Raw genomic sequence first — 16,439 nt, 5'->3', positions numbered from 1 at the left:
TTACTCCCGGAATGACCATTGCCGATGCCACAGCCGTGGAATAATCCGCACCAACTGCTGTATTAAAACCGCTGAGCAAAACGAGCTGTAGCGATTTCGTCGATGAAGCGAACTGCGCGCCTAGCTAATTGCGCTTCGAAGTCTATCATCTCTAAGCCAAAAAAGCGTAGCATTGCATCCTCCTGCACCGCACTTTTAAGCGTTGCAAGCTTGCGGTAGTTAGCATAAGCTTTCGTTAACCACGGCTCTGCCGCAGCTAGTTTAGACGCATCGGGTATGCGGTCGCGCTTAGTATGCTGATTGTATTGACGATCGACGGGCAATAAATTCCAGAGCTCGTTGATGGGGTAAATCGTAAGCGGCAATAAGTGATCGAGATCATAATGCTGAGGGTGCGAGATGACCTTTTGCGTCCAAGGGCACGTGAACTGAATGTTTTCGTGTAGCAAAATGTCAATTTGGTTACGCTCCCAGGATAAAGGGCGACGGTTGTCGGGACGAGCGGTAAGCAACGTGTAAACTTCGCCCCGGGTGACGTTGCGTGCTGGGTCTTGTGTTACCCCTTCAGTAAACAGGCACCATTCGTGGATGCACAGTGCCTCTACGTAAAGAGAAAGTCGATGAAACGCGGCCCACAATTCGCCTGAGACAACCAGACAAAGTTCATTCAGTTGGGTGCCTGGTAACGCGCGCGTGGAGTCCACGAGTTGATCGCAGCGGGTAGGTTGAGCGAAGATGGACCAGTGCCCCGGCCCGGCAAACTTGATGGGCATGAGCAAGGCTTTGCCCGCTGCTGCCACTGCTTTATCGTAAGCGGATTGAAGCGCATGGCCGTAGGACTTTCTCCGACGCGGAGTACGCATCTCGGCATGCAAGAAGAAGCCATCACCTGCTTGAACACCTAACTGTACCGTGCGTTTCCACTCAAGCTTCAATGCAGTAACAGCTGGACGGAACGCGATATCATTGCGCAAACAGCCGGAAACAATGGCGCGTGCTCCTTGGTAAATCGGAGTGAGTTCGTCCGCAAAAGGCCAATAATAGGCCACCCACAATTCCGCTAACCGACGTAACGGGATGGCCACGGACAAGTCGTCACGCGCCATATCGGGGTACATCAGCACCACATCGTTGATGGAACGGAGGAGCGCTATTTTGTAGCTGGTGGTCTTGGTATCGTGCTTGAGAATGGCGGCGATGACCTGCTCTCCATGTAATGCGTTCATGCTAACGGCGCGCATTTATGATCAATCTGCGTCAAGCTCGTCGTGCTTTCTGGCTGTGCCCCGGGCTTTTGCAACCGGGTATTTCTCTGCGTTTCGGTTCATTTTCTCCTGCATGAGCTGAAGCACGTCCCAGTTGTATTTATCCGCTATTTGGAAAGCATAAAGCAGCACGTCCGCCAGCTCCTCCCGGACCTTGTCCTGATTAGCCTCGTCTGGCTTTTTCCACAGGAATTGCTCGTTTAACTCGGCGGCCTCGATGCTCAAAGCGAGCGCGAGATCCTTGGGGTTGTGAAATTGTGCCCAATCACGTTCGTCCCGAAACCGGCGCAGCTGCTGAAGCAGCTCCAGAATAGAGTGGTTCATCGGTTTATGCTTAAAGAGTCCAATATGGGTGAGAGATCCGATGGCGCAGGTAGGCGGCGGTTTCGTTATCTGTGCAATACACGTAGCATCCCTTCATTGCCCGGGTCATTAGCGTACGGTAGGTATTTTTAATTACCTGATCAAGCAAGGCTCGTCCTTCCGCGGTTTTCATCAATTGCTTGCGCCCGTGCACAGTTTTATCCGCCGACGCTCGGGCGCTTGCATTGGTGATCACATTCCCATTGCGAACCACTAAGTCTGGGCCGATGATCACGCCTATATAATCCACCTCCAGCCCCTGACAGGTATGAATACAACCAATTTCCTGCACGGAATCCTCCTTCATAATCCAGAGAAAACCATCGTCTGTCAGGTTCCATTGGTGGCGAAAGCCTGCACTTAAATTAATGTCAAAGGCCTTTAGGTCCCGCTTGCTTTCCCAGTCCCAGCAGTAACCCGCCACCATGCGCGCGCGATTGCGCTCTTGGTTCTTTTCTAAAATGAGCTGCTGCAATTCATCGGGTGTCTCAACGACATGGAAATCGTAGTCCGTGCCATCCAGCGTGGGGTTGGAAGTCTCGCGTACTTCTAGAACGTGATCCAGCCAGGCCATATAGGCATCGGACCCATTGCAGCGGAACTGAGAGACCAACTCCAGTTTGTGAACTTGAGCACCTAGCTCGTGGGCCCACTTTTGAATCTCTTGCTCGCTGCCAATGTCCTTAACTGTTACCCGCTGGTCTTCGTCGAGGAAAAATATGGTAAACCGAGCCGATTGGATGATTTCCTTGACTTGGTTTTCGCCCTTGCTGAACAAGCCGGACTTTTCGTTCAGTCTATGGGCTTCGTCCACAATCAGGGTGTCAAACGTGTTGACAGCGGTGGCAGTAAATGTACCGGAACCTACAAATAGCGAATCAAAGCGTGACTTTCTCATGGAGCCGATTAACTTGCTTTTGTAAACGTCACGGGGGGCTGCAGCTCTGGTCACGTATTTAGCAATGAGGCCCTGTTTGGTAAGGTTCACCAATAGGTTGATAGCTACCACCGTTTTCCCGGTTCCAGGCCCACCCCGTACTATAAGCACATGCTTGCGCTCATCCGCTGATTTCGCAGCCAGCTTCCGGTCCGTCTCGAACACCACTTTTTGCTCATCAAGTAAGATAAACTCTTGGTTCCCCTGCATGATCGAGGCCAGTGAGTCCGCGAGCTGCTTGCTAGGACGTATCCTGCCACCCTCGATCCGGTACATGATGCGACTGCGGTCCCCCTGTTTTACATGCAGCCTTATGAAGTCCTGCAATTTTGCCGCGTCACTCTTTAGAAACAAAGGGGCCTTAGCTACATAATCAACGTAATGGCCGGTAGTCAGGACACCGTCATCGGGGTGATTATGAAGATACGCGCAGGGCAACAACTGAATCGCGTCGTTGTAAACAGTTTCATTGAATCCTTCGAGGTAAGCGGCGTACGACCAGGCTTGGTAAGAAGGGTGATTGACTTCCCGAGTGCCTTTGCCTAAAAAGGTTGAAACGATACCGTCCTTGTCGGTGGCCTCCGCCTCTGACCATTGCTTTAATTCGATAATGATGGCTTTATCGGTGCCGGCTTCGTCTTGGCCCGTAACCACGAAATCTATGCGCATGCCGGAATACGGCAGTTGGTATTCGATGCTGACACCACTGTCGTCGGGGATCTGCACATCGCTAAGCACGCGATCCATGTATTGCATGGAATTGCGCCAGGAATTGATCTCCGACTGCCCCGTCTTGTGTCCTAGCTTTTTGAGAACGGCCTGTTGGATCACCGTTTCTATATCGTTGCTAAATACGTCGCTGCGGAATTCCGCTTTAGATTTTTGGTAGACAATCATTAATGCCAGGATGTGATGATGCTGAGCTGATTCCTAGTGCAGGCATCGGAGAATATCTTGACAAGATAGATGAGTATCGTTCGAGCAACGACGTAAGCTAACCTGTTTTTACAAGCAATAGCTCAGTGTATGCCTACCTATCCAATTCCATTGGCTGTGTTCTTGAACAAGAAAAAGCTCAATCGATAAAGTTCTGCCAGTAACTTGTCCAAAAAAGTGCATGCTGCCAGACTTTGTAACTTCCGTAAATACGTGGGTTGAAATAACCAGTTCAAACCATGGTCACGGTGGCCCGGGGTGGGAATTTGGAACTTGTTTGTGGAGCCCCCGTGTGGACGAAAGCGGCGCAAAGCGGTATCAGGTAATGCTTCAACCTCAGGTGGGTGATTTGGTATTGCACTTCTACAAACACAACTGGGACGGGGGCGCTGCACATACCCAACTCTGTGGTTTTTCGAGTGTTAAAGCCACATGCCGCGTTATCTCTACCCCACCCCCTAGCCCCGGCAGATGGGTTGCTCCCGAGTACTACCGCATAGATTTAACGGATTACCAAGCATTTGAAAAGCGGTTAACCCCCGAAAACCTAAACAAGCATCCAGAGTACTTGGCGCGCATTCTTAGCGAGATGACACCCATCCGCCCTGATCGTTATCCTTTTGCCTCTTATAGGACTGGTATTAGAATTACCCAAGGACAATACCTGACTCGCTGTACAGCATTGCTGTACGATGTATTTCTGGATGCCTTAGGACTTGAAGCCAAGGCTAAAACCGCCATCGATTCTGAGCGCAATAATCAGGAATTTCAAGAAGGAAAAAGACGGTTGCGAGAATCCTATTTCTTCACAAGAAACCCGCGGCTTGCGTCGGAGGCTAAGAGGCTGCGTAACTACATCTGTGAAGTGTGCAGCTTTGATTTTCGGCGCCATTACGGGGAGTTAGGTAGCGGCTATGCCGAGTGCCATCACAAGAACCCCTTATCGGAACGGCCCGAAGAATTGTGGACAGAGGGAGTAATGACATCAGTGGAAGACGTGGCCGTTCTGTGTGCAAATTGCCATAGGATGATCCATAGCAAGCGGCCCGCACTGAGCATTGAAAAGCTTAAACAAATTTGGCAGGCTGCTCCGGAGCATCTAAGAAGAGTTAACGCTGAGTTTTAAGAAATAAACCCTTAACGAACACAAATCATACTGCTGCTTACTATCTCTTATTCCCCGATGGGGTTGACTCGGGTCCGAGTGCTAACCTATAAGGTCCGATAAGTAAGAGTTATCGGACCTTACTTATCATTGTTGAGCTTCATACTTTAGACGTCATAAGTAACAATTATGATGTCTAAACTCAGCCCCGCGCCACACAGCCTTTTTGGAGCCACCCGTACAAGGCCTACTTTTAAGGCATGGAATTATCGCTGCTCGATAAAATTAAGCGTTTAGTCATCATTGCCCTGGTGGCCGACGATGAGCTCATGGAAAAGCTCGTGCTCAAAGGCGGCAACGCCATCAGCATTGCCTACGAGGTGGGTAACCGTGGCTCGGCCGACCTCGACTTTTCCATGGCCGACGATTTCGAGGATCTGGAGGCCACGTTTGCCACTATTGAAAGGTCCCTGGTAACAGTGTTTGCCGAGGAGGGCCTGCACGCTTTCGACGTGCGCTGGCAGCAGCGGCCCAGCAAGCTTGCCGAGCACCTTAAATCATTCTGGGGCGGTTACCTGCTGGAGTTCAAGCTGACCCCGGCCGCACAGGTTCGCCAGCACGCCGACGACCTGGCCGGGCTGCGACGCAACTCGCTCACGTTCGACAAGCAACAGAACCGAAAGTTCACGGTCGACATCAGCCCCTATGAATACTGCGAGCTGAAGGTAGAGAAAACCCTTAACGGGTACACCTACTACGTGTACCCGCCCCAGCTCGTCGTCTTTGAGAAGTTGCGCGCCGTCTGCCAGCAGATACCGGCTTACGGCGAGATTGTGGGCGGGCATAAGTCGGTCGGTCGGGCGCGGGATTTCTACGACATCTATACGCTCGCCCACGAGTTTACCATTGACTCAACCAGTGAAGCCGCCCTGGAGGCACTGCGGCAGGTATTCGGAGCCAAACGAGTACCGGAGGCCTACCTGGCTACCATTGTCGATTACCGCGAGTTGCACCGCGCGGACTACAAGTCTGTGGAAGCAAACGTGACGGTCGGCACTCAGCTGCTGGGCTTTGATGCGTACTTCGACTACGTAGTGACGCACTTCAGCCGACTACTGGAGCCGTCGGCGGCCGGCCCGGCCGCGACTGCTTAGAAATGCGCCGGATAATACACCTGCCACTGGGCATCGTAAGCCGGATTAACCAGTTCGTGTGCCAGATAGAAGTCCAGGGTTGGCGGCTGAAACTTACGTACAAGCTGCACTTGCGAAGCTTTGTAGTTTCCTGCCCGTTCTAGGTAGAGGCCCACCGCCTGGTGATATGGGTAGCGGTAACTAAGCTTGGTAAGCAGTCCCAGCAGCCGGTTAATGGAAACGCGGCCCGCGGCCAGTCGGTAGGCTTCCTGCACTTGGTAGATGCCCCCGGCATATTCGGGCCGCACCGTCACGTCCAGCAGCGTCCGCTCCAACCCGGTCAAGGCGACCCGGCCGGCCGCGAAGTGGTCCTGCCTCACCACCCCAAGTTGCCCCGTGTGTTTGCCATGCAGCTGCACAAAGGCATAGTCGCCGTGGTATGCGCTGGGAGCCGTAAGCTTCGCGGGGCGGGCGTAGGCCTCCGTCAACTCGGCTTGGGTTAGGTCGGGTAGCGAAACCGGCTGGCGGGCACTCTGCTCCTGGTTAACAAAAATCTGTTTGGGAATCTGTTCGGTCAGGCCGTGTAGATAGAGCGCGGTATAGTGCGAGAGGTACGCGCGGGGCACCAAGTGACTGCCCAGCTCAAAGGCAGTTACTTCGCCCCAGGTGTAATAGGTTTTGGGCTGACCATTTGCCTGGATAATTACTGGCCGCAATTGCGTGGAATCCAGCATCAGGTCGAGAAAATCCCGTGCCCTAGTGCCTACGGCTAGGCGCCAGCCCTCCCGTTGTTGGGCCAGTAGCTGCTCTAATTCCCGTTCCCGGTATACCCGCTGTTCCCGCTCGCTGAAGAAGGCGATGATATCCTTCTTCGCAATTTGAAAGCGCGTTTTATTGGCCATTTGGAAAATGTTCGGAGTGCCTAAGGTACTAGTACCTTAGGCACCAAGGCAAAGTTACAGCCTATTTCTTATAAAGTCAAGTCCAGGCGGAATGAAAAGGAAGTTTTTATGACAACGACTCCAGATTTATTCCGTACCTTAGCAGGTACTAGTACCTGCTAAGGCTAAGCATAAATCGATTTTAGGCTCTAGCAACCTTGGGTCAGTGCCGTTCGGTAAAGCGCTCCCGCATACCCAGCGCCAGCGCGGCGGTGTTAAGCAGGTCGCGAAATTCCTGCTCCTGGGTATCGGATGGTCATCGGATTTGCCACAGCGCGCGGTTCGGCAAAGTCTGCTCGGATAGACCAAGCTTATAAGTCGTTAAGAGATTCAAGCCGGATTTTAGCTTGGGTATCAGCGTAGTTTCCCCCAACCCTTCCAGTATCGCGCCCAGCAGGGCCCGCGTCGCCGGGTTATAGCCCTGCGCCAAGCGGACCAGGATGGTCTTCTCAGCCGGCGGCAGCTGGTTAATTTGCTCGCGCAGGAGCAGCAACGCCTTCCCCGGCGAAGTGTCGGGCAAGCGCTTAATCTGCCGCAAGGCGTCGAGCAGCTGGCACAGCTTTACTTCCTCCGGCTTCACCTTGCCCCGACTGCGCACGAAGCGCACGCACACGTTGCCGACTTTCTTCGGGCGCCCCGGCCTGGGCGTGGCAATTCGGATTTCCTGGGCTATCTACGTCGTCAGGCCCAGGCGATTGAAGGCCGCTACGCCGGTGGGATAGCCCCGTAGTTTCTTATCGGGAGTCTGCAGAAGTACCTCCAGTACCTGCTGCTCGGAAACCGGTACCGGGCCGAAGCGGCTTTGCAGGGGGAGGCGGTAGGTGCCCTTGGTCACCTGCTGCACCACACCTGCCTGACGTAGCCGGCTCAGGTTCACGGCGACCGTGCCCGCCGCGATGCCGAGGCTGTCAAAGTCCCCATAGCGCACGAGGGAGCCTGGCTCCAGCTTTTGCAAGCGGTTGAGCATTTTCTGGCGGGCAGTCGTCGGTTTAGCTATTTTTTCCATCTGTTGCGGCCTGCAAAGCTGGCTACAATGTAAAGTTTTTCTACTGCAAAACATTACAAGGTATTTTGCAGTCGGTCTAGGGCCTAGCGACAAGGGAGGTCTTTTAATGGCAAAACCAGAGTAAACATTAAAATATGTCCTGCTTTAATGTTTACTCTGGCTTTGCCATTGGCTCACAATGGGCTCATCACACCCAGTGCAGATTTGGCAAAAGCGGTTCTCTAGGACGCAGGGTCTGTTTTTAGCGCGAGGCCGCGCTATGGCAATGGGCTCAGCAAGGGCTCACATGGCACGGGAATGATTCGCTTGTGGAAGAAGCTAGCTATGCCCGCCAAGTAGGCAATAAACGGTCGGGCTGAAACCGGTTACTATCAATTTTGCAGGGTGAAAAGCGTAACAGCTGCCTGTTTTGCCCGTATTGGCTAGCTTTGCCTGTCAATCTCATTGCCGAGTATGCTAGCTCAGAAATCCTACGCTTTGCATAGTTGCCCCTCGTCAGCGGTTCTCTCTGCAGACTGGCTGAGCTGGGTTCACCGGCAGCCGCTGCCCATCCAGCAGCGGCCCGCCCTGTTTGTGGGCTCCCTGGCGTAACGCACCCTACTTCCTGTAATCAGTTAAATGCAGCCCCCTGGGGGTAGCTGTGCTGATAAGCTGTTTCCTGCCCGGCCCGAATGCGCGGATGCAGGCGGGGCGTTTCCCATCCTTTATGTTGACATTTTCTATGGCTGCGACTCCCTATCGCCGCTTTTCCAGCATTTGCCCTGCTATCCAGCTGCTGGTTATTCGGCTCATTCAAGAAGAATTCACCCCCTTGCTATCCCTTTCCGCTGACATACCCCAGGCTGACTGGGCCCGTGCTGTTGCCCTGGTGGACCCCACTTTCCTCTACTGCACTGCTGCGGAGCCCACTGTCCGCATTTGCCCGCAATCCTACGAGCAACTGCGCGAGCGTCTGCAGCAGGAACTGATTAAGGCGGCCTAGCAAAGCTTACTCAAGAGAAAGGCCGACCCGGAAACGGGGCGGCCTTTTTTTGGGCGGGGTGGTAAAGTCAGCTACTGACTGGCCAGTGCTACCAGTTGGTCGTAGGAGCGCAGCTCGTGGATGAACTGCGCGTGGGCCTCCCGTGATGCAAACCAGAAGAAGTGGCTTTTGACCTTATCCGGCGAAATGAGGCGAAGGACATCGACGCGGTGGCCAAAGGTGGCCAGCAGCCGCTGCACTAGGGGCACATACAGTTGCCGGTCATCCTTCTTGATTTCCACCAGCCGGGCATAGTTGAAGCGGTGCTCCACCGCCCAGGGCTTCATCTGCCCGTGCGCAAACCGGTTGAGTCGGTAGCGGATATAGCGCAGGGCCGTCGGGTAGTTGATGACGAGCGCCGGGTCGGGAAAGCCGACGGGAATGATAGACGAATCCATGCCGCGAAGTACGAGCTTGGCTTGCCTACTGCCCAATCACATACACCGGCACGGCCTGGGCATCGGCGCCGCGGCCAGTTTCCTTTTTCACTTCTTGTCCATCCAGTAGGATGGCCGCCGTGATTTCCGAGGCGGCCGTGCCCCCGTCGAGGCTGGCCAGCAGGCTAAGGTGGTCGCCGCGCTTCATGATGCGTTTGAAGCGGTAGGTAGCCGGCAGCGGGACGTTATCAAGCGTAGTTGTGCCACCGCTTTCGTTGTCGTAGCTGATGTAGTCCGACAGCGGGGCCGTGGTGGAAGAAATGCGGTACTCCACTTGGTATCCCTTGGGGCCGGCGGGCGTCGCGTCGTCTTTGGAGCAACCGGCCATAGTGGCCAGGGTGAGGCCGCTCAGCAGCAGATAAGTCAGTCGTTTCATAGGTCAGAAAAGCAGAGGTTAGCGAAAGTGATACCGCAGGCCGGCGCTGGCGTAACCCGGCCACTGGTCGAGGAGCGGGTTATTGAACAGGTAGCCTTTGGTGGCGGTAGCCACGAGCGAGAGGCGGTTGCCCAGATAGCAGTCGACTTCCGCCCCGGCGTGCGGGCCGTAGGTGAAGCGCTGCGGCTCCTTGACATCGGCGGCCAACTCGGCGGTGCCGTTCTCACCGGTGCGCTCGTAACCAGCCGCGGCGCCCAGCAGCAGGTGGACGTAGGCGACTTCCCCCACGCGGAACAGCTGCGGGGCCAGCAGCACTCGGCCCACGTAGCTGGAGTATTCGCCGCGGCCACTCAGATTGCCGGATTCGCGTAGCACGCTGGCGCGCAGAGCCAGGTGGTTGGTGAGCATGCTGGTGTAGCTCAGCTCGTAGTAGTCGCCCTTTTTGGAGCGGCCCAGGTGGGCACCCCAGCTGGAAATGTGTTGAACGTGGCGCTGGGCGGAAGCCGGCACGGCGCCGGCCCCTGCCAGCAGCAGGGCCGCTAGCAATAGGTTTTTCATAAGGGGTTAGTTGCGGGGGCGGGCCCGGTCCGCTTTGATAAGGGCGTTTTGCACCAGGATGTCGGAATAGACCATTTCGGCGGCCTGCCGTGAGGGGCCGGGCTGGGAGGCTTCGGCCAGCAGCCGGTCAGCTTCCTGCCGCAGCTGCATGGCCTTAATCATGTTGTCGTTGGAGGTATTCAGCGCTACCATCCGTTCGCCTTCGGTCATGGCGTAGCGGCCGGGGTTCTTCAGCGTGGCATTCATCTCGATGCTCTGCTGGGTCATCTCGTCGGCAATCTTGTAGTAGCCGAAGGCAGTGGCAATCTTCTTTTTCTGCATCATCTCCTCGTAGGCAAACGTGGAGACAGCCGCTTCCTCGCGCTTCTGCTGGTACTGCTGGGAGCTCATGCGGTTGTTGCCCGCCGTGGCGCCCGAGCCGAAGCGGGAAAAGACGTCGTACACCGTATTCAAATCCTGCTGGGGATTGCCCATCTGCAGGGCCTGGCGCAGGCGCTCGGCCCTCTGGAACACGGGCATAAACTGGTTGCTCTGCCCCCGGCCGGACATGGCGAGGGCGCGGGCAAACAGCTCCTGGGGGTTGGAGAGGCGCAGGTCCTGAATGCTCTGCACCTTGCGCAGGTCGGCCTGCACCTGGCGCTGCAGCTGCAGGGTCTCGTCGGTGATGTCCTTGACTTGTCCGGTGATGTCCTTGGTGACGCCGGCAATCTGCCGGGCGTCGCGCACCACCTGGTAGTTTTTGACCGTTTCGGTCCACTGGGCGAGGCGTTTGGCGAAGTCGCCGATGTGCACGCCTATATGCAGCGGGTCATTCACCACAGCCTGCGCCGCGGCATTGGTGCTGGGAGCCAGAATGAGCGCCAGGGCCACGAGGGCCGGCAAAAGCATCTTTTTCATCGTCGTGAGGGTTAGCGTGAGAGAAAAGGAATCAGCGGGCCGCGGCTTCCGGGCCCAGCTGGCCGGCGGCCGCGGTGGTAATCAGGATGGGGTAGCCATCGGGCAGCAGCACATCGCGCAGCTTGGTGCGGGTTTTGGGCCGGGCGAGCACTGAGGCGGCCACGCGGCCCCCCACGCCCACCACGGAGTTGGCGGCCGAAGCCGAGCGGTCAATGGCCGTGCTGATTTCCTGGGTGGTCTGCTGCTGCAGCTCGTTGCCCGCCATGCCGGCTTCTTTGGCCACGCGCTTCACCGGGTCAATCATGATGCCCGGCATGTAGTTGAAGTCGTAGATGTCGGCCTGCACCCGCGTCGGTCCCAGGCGGTTTACTTCCAGCGTCACGTTGTTGGTGCCCACGGTGGCCACGCCGGCAAAGACCATGTTCTTGGGAAACGTCACCCCGGAAACCACGGCATCCTCCAGCAGGCGCAGGATGACCACCGAACCGGTGCGCACTTTCTGCTCGCCGTTGATGACGCACTTAAAAAACACGTCCGGGGCCAGCTGCTGCTCGCGCTGGCTGCCCTGGGCCATCATCCGGGTGGCATTGCCCACCTTGACGGTATTGAAGCCATCCATGCCGGGGGCATTCATCCGGTTGGCCAGCAGCTGCGCGGTCTGGTTGGGGTCGCGGTAGCGCTTGCCGGTCATGCGCTCGTAGGCCGCGCGGGTTTCCGGTGGCGAGGAGCCCAGCATGGCCAGCACGTCCGGGTCGGTCTCAAACGGGGTGCCGTCCGCGTCCCGCGCCGGCATCAGGCTGCGCCCGGTTCGACCGGTAACAGCCCGGCGGCTACCTCCCCCGCCAGCAGTGAGGCGCCGGCGCGGCACGACTAGGGTCTGCGCGCGGTACGAGCCCGTGGCAGGGTCCTGAATGGTGGCTTCAATGGTGTCCACGTCGGCCGCGGCCAGGCGGGCGGCTTCGGCGCGGCGGGCCGTCGCTTGGGCGGCCGCCTGGGCCCTACGCCGCTTACGTAGGGCCAGACCGGTGGTATCGACCGCAAACACGTCCACGACATCCTGGTCCGTGGCCCGGGCCGGGGCGCTCTGGGCATCCTGCTCAGCCCGGCGCTGGGCTTCAATCTGGGCGGAGGGTGAACTAGTCGGCGCTGGGGGCGCCGTTTCCACCGAAGGAATTTCGGGCTCGATGTTAGCCGAGGCCGCGGCTACCGGCTCACGCTGCTGCTGGGCGGCTTCCTTGGCCGATTTCAGCCACAGAAACAGGCCGCCAAAGACGAGCACCAGCAGCAGGCCGGCGAAGGCCATCCAGTTCGCGCGCAGTATTTCCGTGGGGGTGCGCTTTACCGCCGCGACCGCCGGGGCCGGCTGCTCGCTTTCCGGGCGGGTAACCGGGGTGGTTGGTTGGGTAGGGGGAGTGATGGGTTCCATAGTAATAGCGGGCGGCGTTAGATGGTAGCGGCGCGGTTAATCACGCGGGACGGCACGGGCAGCACCAGCACCCGGGCGCCGTTGAGCTCCCGCAGGGTTACTTCCAGGTAGCCACGCTCCGTGGCCGCATACAGGGGAATGGCGTAGGTCAAATAGCCGGTGGTGCGCCCGGTAATCACCTGGTTGGGTCCCCCGCCGGAGGGCGCCAGCGGGCGCCGGGCCTCGTTCTTTTTGCGGGCCAGAAACTTCTTTTGCGCGTTTTCTACCAGCTGGAAGTCGGTGAAATCCACGTTGTAGTCGATGTTGGTCTTGTTGATGACCTTGAAGCGCAGGTAGGTGAAATCCTTGTCGTTGCGCACGTTGGCCAGCGAAAGCACCAAATCGTTGTCGACCACGGCCACCGTCTGGTGCTCCTCGCGGGCTTTGCGCAGCTTCTGGAGCTTGCCCTCGACGACGGCTTTCTTTTCCCGCTCCTTGTCCAGGGCCAGCTCGTTTTCCGGGGCCGCGCCCGTGGAGGAGGCGCTTTTGCCGTTGATGCTCAGCGCGCCGTCCTTTTGAAAGTCGTAGAGCTGCAGCACCGGGCGATTCACGTACACGAGCCGGCCCATCCAGTACTTCGAGCCGTAGCGGATGAGCAGGGGCGTGGGCGGGGCGTGCTTGCGCTTGGCGCGCACAAACACGGCGTTGGCCTCAATCTTGACCAGGTAGTTGTTGGCCATGCCCACGTCGACCAGCGACACCGGCCCGCCGAAGACCAGGTAGGTGGTGGAAGAGTCGGACACGGCCACGTCCAGCAGGTTATCAGTGGCCACGACGGCAGTGGCCGGAGAAGTGGCGGCGCCCTGAGCGTGAACAGGCGCAGTTGGGAAAACCAGTGTGAGCAGCCCCAAAAGGGCCGGAAAGGTGTGAAGACGCATGAGTAAGAAGGATAAAGGGTTACTTAGCCGGGGTAGTGGGGGCCGGACTCGCGGCGGGGGCCGTCGGGGCCGTGGGTGGTCCGGCCGGCGCCAAGCCGCGCTCAGCTTCCTGCAGGCGGCGCTGCCGGTCGGCTTCCTGGGCCTGCAGCAGCTCCTGCTCTTCCCGCGTCAGCTGCGGGGTGTAGGGGATGTAGTCGAAATTGGTGATGAGCAGCCCGTAGGGGTTGGCATCCGAGCGGTTGGTTTCCACCAGGTTGAACTTGGCGGCCAGCGGCAGGGGCTCCTTCTGCTGGCCCCCGATGAAAATGCGCTGCTTGATGTAAACCGCGCCGGACCAGGGCCGCTTGCTCATGTCCACCAGCACACTGTCCACGGTCACCACGTTGCGGGCGGCGTAGCGCTCGTAGTTCTGCAGCACCTGCCCGCGGGTGAAACCCTCGTAGATGCGCCGGCCGCCCCGGCCCTCAATCAGGGGCAGGGCCGCGTCCAGGTTGGCCTTGTAGGTGTATTGGTCGTGGCCGAACATGGTTTGCATGAACTGGCGTACCAGGTTGCGGGCCTCGTAGGGGGTGTGGGCATCGTTGCCGGCCGATAGGGCCGCCACCGAGCCGGTTTGCGAGACGACGTACACGCGCCGGCCGCTGTTTTCGTAGGCCCGGTACACGAGAAAGCCCGAAGCCAGGGCCACGAGCAGCAAGGCCAGCACGCTGCCCAGCGCCAGGTTGCGCATGGTGGAGAAGGAGGTACTTAGGTCTTTGGCGGAATCCATTGGGAGTGGTTAGGAGTTTTAAGAGCGGGAATGCTCAATTGCTACACAGTTCTACAGTTCTGTAATTATGTAGTTCTACAGCCCTGTTGATTTAAGCGTCAGAAAGGTCATCCTGTTGGGTTCCGGCAGGCTGGAAGGGTCGCGGTAGGGATACACCACCAGTGCCGGCTGCTTCTGGTTGTTTTGCCCGGTGTAGGCATACAAGGTGCCGCGCACGGTCACGGGTGTATTGGGCTGGATTTGCGACACGGTGAAGCTTTCCGGCTTGGTGATACCCTCCGCTCCTACCTGGAAGCTGGCCAGCGAATCAGTACCGTTGGGCGAATACAGCGGCAAGGAGGCCGGAATCTTTTCATTAGGTCCGAAGCCCGTCGGCTTCCAGCGGAGCACGGCTTCATAAGCAATGCGGTAGCCGGGCGCGGTGCCGACTTTGCGGCCACCGGAGCGGTCCGGGTCCGAGCCCCACATCCAGGGCAGCGTTACCGGCATGGGCTCCGCTTTCAGGGCCTTGGCAGCAATGACCTGCAGGTAGCCTTGCTTCGGCGTTTGCTGCTCCACGCCCGGACGCACATCGAACGCGGAAGGGGACAATGGAGCCGGAGAGCTGCCCACTGGAGTTGCTGCCGCTGGGGCGGAACGGTCAGAAACGGGCTCTGCAATGATTGTAGCCGGTTTAGTGTTGTTTGATTGGCAACTTGAAGCGAGGCAGTAAAGCAGGATAGCAGCGAGGGATAAAGGCAGACTTTTCATAGTGTGAAGGGTTAGGTGGAAGGAGCTATTTGGTCCAGATGCCGGAGGCGCGTTGCCGGTAGGATGGGTTCAGGGCATCTGACATCGTGATGACCGGCAGGCCAGAGGAGGCAGAACCGCTAGGGGCTTCACCACCGGCGGCCGCGTTACTGGTCGATGCGGCGCCACTACTGCCTCCTCCCCCACTCCCACCGCCGCCCCCATTCCCCAGGGCGCGGCCAACGGCACTCGACAAGCCACCCCCACCGGGAGCCACGACGCCGGCGGCAGCGGTGGCCGCGCCCACGGCCATGCCCGTCATGGAGCCGACGAAGCCTTGTGCGGCCGAGGAGCCGATAAACAGCGACGTGAGATAGGGAACCATCACGTAGAGCAGCACGAAGGCCACCGAAGTGAGCATAAACATCTGGTCATCGACCGACTGCTGAGGGCCGTTCACGATGTTGCTAAACAGCCCGCCGGGGGCGCGGGCCGATTCGGCGTAGAACTTATAGAGCGTGTCGAGCAGCACGAACGTCAGCCCCCACATCTGCACGGCCAAGAAGTTCTGCAGCCACTTCATGGCCAGCTGGCCGAAGGAGGGCACGACCGACAGGGTCATAGCAATCGGACCGCAGACGTACAGAAAACCCAGGATAAACTGCTGGATGAACGTCATGATTTTGCGGATGATGAGCACCGTGGTGGCCGTAAACAGCCGGGTCATCAGCCCCGAAAACGTGAACGTGGACAGCGTTTCCGATATACTGGTCATCAGGGCCGACGCTCCCGAGACGATGTCGCCGATGCCCATGGAATCATTTCGGGCCGCCGCGGCTACCGCAGGCGGCGTGGTCAGGTCGCGCAGGGCTTCGGCCGCGGACTGGTTCGTAGCAAACAGCGCCGTAAAGGCTGCGATACCCATGCCCAGCGTGTCCATCAGCGTCTGGTAGAAGAAGAGCAGGAAGAATATCCAGGTGGCCTTGATAATGGGGCCCCAGTCCATGGCCAGGCCGCTGCCGGAGATAAAGCCGCGCCCGATGGTGTAGAGCAGGGCAATGCCCATCAAACTGGGCGTGATGAAGCGGCAGGCGGTGAGCACGACCTGCAGGGTCTGGTCGCAGGCCCGCAGAAAGCCCGGGTCGATGCCGTAGGCAACCATCGCGAGCATGCTCATTTCGCCAAAGACCCTTTGCGGGCCTGCTTATCTTCCACAAACTGGTCGACGGCGTAGTCCAGGCGCTGCACGCGCACCGGTTCGTATTCCATCTGCCCCTCTGCATTAAGCAGCATGTGGCCGTTCTTGTCAGTCTTGGGCCGCTGCTGGGTCTGCTGGTAGAACTTCACCAGCTTGTTGAGGTGATTCCGCTCCACGGGCTTGGAGGTCAGGATGGCATCGAGCTGCGGGGAGGCCTCCAGGGCGAAGACCTTGCCCTTGGCGCCCTGCTTGATGAAGAACTCCCGCAGCGCGTCCGTGGAGCGCACCGACTTAATCAAATCCATCTCGTGGCCGGTGAGGCCCAGCGGTGCCTGTAGCTGGGCCAGGGAGTCGGGGTTGACGTGGCGCAGGATAATCTTGGTGGCCGAGTTGTTGATGATGGCCGGGCCAATCTTGCTGCTGGT

At 58.1% G+C, this 16,439-nt stretch carries 19 protein-coding genes; 3 read left to right on the top strand and 16 right to left on the bottom strand.

Features of this window, described 5'->3' with window-relative positions:
* Positions 1–62: 62 nt before the first annotated feature.
* The 3 genes from H8B14_RS18380 to H8B14_RS18370 are packed head-to-tail and all read right to left on the bottom strand — an operon-like array spanning position 63 to position 3,462.
* Positions 63–1,226 (bottom strand): HNH endonuclease domain-containing protein, encoded by a 1,164-nt coding sequence (locus tag H8B14_RS18380; protein WP_187317138.1) that lies wholly within the window; start codon positions 1,224–1,226, stop codon positions 63–65.
* Between the two features lie 21 nt (positions 1,227–1,247).
* On the bottom strand, positions 1,248–1,589 hold the full coding sequence (locus tag H8B14_RS18375; protein ID WP_187317137.1) for a nucleotide pyrophosphohydrolase: 342 nt from the start codon (positions 1,587–1,589) through the stop codon (positions 1,248–1,250).
* Between the two features lie 10 nt (positions 1,590–1,599).
* Complete coding sequence (locus H8B14_RS18370) at positions 1,600–3,462, bottom strand: DUF2075 domain-containing protein (protein WP_187317136.1); 1,863 nt, start codon at positions 3,460–3,462, stop codon at positions 1,600–1,602.
* 220 nt (positions 3,463–3,682) lie between these two features.
* Here H8B14_RS18370 and H8B14_RS18365 point away from each other — a divergent pair, with 220 nt between their 5' ends.
* Positions 3,683–4,627: an HNH endonuclease gene (locus H8B14_RS18365; RefSeq protein WP_187317135.1), complete on the top strand. Its 945-nt coding sequence runs from the start codon at positions 3,683–3,685 to the stop codon at positions 4,625–4,627.
* A gap of 239 nt (positions 4,628–4,866) precedes the next feature.
* The gene (locus H8B14_RS18360; protein WP_187317134.1) at positions 4,867–5,760 is read left to right on the top strand and encodes a nucleotidyl transferase AbiEii/AbiGii toxin family protein; all 894 of its coding nucleotides are present in this window, start codon (positions 4,867–4,869) and stop codon (positions 5,758–5,760) included.
* On the opposite strand, the gene H8B14_RS18355 is transcribed toward H8B14_RS18360, so the two are convergent.
* The 3 genes from H8B14_RS18355 to H8B14_RS18345 all read right to left on the bottom strand — a co-directional run bounded on the left by H8B14_RS18355 (position 5,757) and on the right by H8B14_RS18345 (position 7,647).
* Positions 5,757–6,641, bottom strand: coding sequence for a type IV toxin-antitoxin system AbiEi family antitoxin domain-containing protein (locus H8B14_RS18355; RefSeq protein WP_187317133.1), 885 nt, complete (start codon positions 6,639–6,641; stop codon positions 5,757–5,759). The genes H8B14_RS18360 and H8B14_RS18355 overlap by 4 nt on opposite strands.
* A gap of 295 nt (positions 6,642–6,936) precedes the next feature.
* Positions 6,937–7,260: a hypothetical protein gene (locus tag H8B14_RS18350; protein ID WP_187317132.1), complete on the bottom strand. Its 324-nt coding sequence runs from the start codon at positions 7,258–7,260 to the stop codon at positions 6,937–6,939.
* A 93-nt stretch (positions 7,261–7,353) separates the two neighbouring features.
* A complete protein-coding gene (locus H8B14_RS18345; protein ID WP_187317131.1) occupies positions 7,354–7,647 on the bottom strand; it encodes a DUF6088 family protein in 294 nt (97 codons plus the stop codon).
* Positions 7,648–8,407: 760 nt separating this feature from the next.
* Between H8B14_RS18345 and H8B14_RS18340 the strand changes: the two genes are divergently transcribed.
* Positions 8,408–8,668, top strand: coding sequence for a hypothetical protein (locus H8B14_RS18340; RefSeq protein ID WP_187317130.1), 261 nt, complete (start codon positions 8,408–8,410; stop codon positions 8,666–8,668).
* A gap of 71 nt (positions 8,669–8,739) precedes the next feature.
* On the opposite strand, the gene H8B14_RS18335 is transcribed toward H8B14_RS18340, so the two are convergent.
* The 10 genes from H8B14_RS18335 to H8B14_RS18290 all read right to left on the bottom strand — a co-directional run.
* A complete protein-coding gene (locus H8B14_RS18335) occupies positions 8,740–9,105 on the bottom strand; it encodes a hypothetical protein (RefSeq protein WP_187317129.1) in 366 nt (121 codons plus the stop codon).
* Between the two features lie 25 nt (positions 9,106–9,130).
* On the bottom strand, positions 9,131–9,520 hold the full coding sequence (locus H8B14_RS18330; RefSeq protein WP_187317128.1) for a hypothetical protein: 390 nt from the start codon (positions 9,518–9,520) through the stop codon (positions 9,131–9,133).
* Between the two features lie 18 nt (positions 9,521–9,538).
* A complete protein-coding gene (locus tag H8B14_RS18325; protein ID WP_187317127.1) occupies positions 9,539–10,078 on the bottom strand; it encodes a conjugal transfer protein TraO in 540 nt (179 codons plus the stop codon).
* A gap of 6 nt (positions 10,079–10,084) precedes the next feature.
* The gene (locus H8B14_RS18320) at positions 10,085–10,975 is read right to left on the bottom strand and encodes a hypothetical protein (RefSeq protein ID WP_187317126.1); all 891 of its coding nucleotides are present in this window, start codon (positions 10,973–10,975) and stop codon (positions 10,085–10,087) included.
* Between the two features lie 31 nt (positions 10,976–11,006).
* A complete protein-coding gene (gene traM, locus H8B14_RS18315) occupies positions 11,007–12,401 on the bottom strand; it encodes a conjugative transposon protein TraM (protein WP_187317125.1) in 1,395 nt (464 codons plus the stop codon).
* A gap of 17 nt (positions 12,402–12,418) precedes the next feature.
* The gene (locus H8B14_RS18310; protein ID WP_187317124.1) at positions 12,419–13,318 is read right to left on the bottom strand and encodes a DUF4138 domain-containing protein; all 900 of its coding nucleotides are present in this window, start codon (positions 13,316–13,318) and stop codon (positions 12,419–12,421) included.
* A gap of 19 nt (positions 13,319–13,337) precedes the next feature.
* Complete coding sequence (locus H8B14_RS18305) at positions 13,338–14,087, bottom strand: conjugal transfer protein TraK (RefSeq protein WP_187317123.1); 750 nt, start codon at positions 14,085–14,087, stop codon at positions 13,338–13,340.
* 75 nt (positions 14,088–14,162) lie between these two features.
* Positions 14,163–14,678, bottom strand: coding sequence for a hypothetical protein (locus H8B14_RS18300; protein WP_187317122.1), 516 nt, complete (start codon positions 14,676–14,678; stop codon positions 14,163–14,165).
* A 184-nt stretch (positions 14,679–14,862) separates the two neighbouring features.
* Positions 14,863–15,987 (bottom strand): hypothetical protein, encoded by a 1,125-nt coding sequence (locus H8B14_RS18295; RefSeq protein ID WP_187317121.1) that lies wholly within the window; start codon positions 15,985–15,987, stop codon positions 14,863–14,865.
* A 2-nt stretch (positions 15,988–15,989) separates the two neighbouring features.
* On the bottom strand, positions 15,990–16,439 hold a 450-nt coding region (locus tag H8B14_RS18290; protein WP_458363600.1), incomplete at its 5' end, for a TraG/VirB4 family ATPase.

Origin of the sequence: Hymenobacter puniceus, from assembly GCF_014333525.1 — a bacterium.
Classification (GTDB): Bacteria; Bacteroidota; Bacteroidia; order Cytophagales; family Hymenobacteraceae; genus Hymenobacter.
This window is presented reverse-complemented; position numbering and strand designations above follow the sequence as displayed.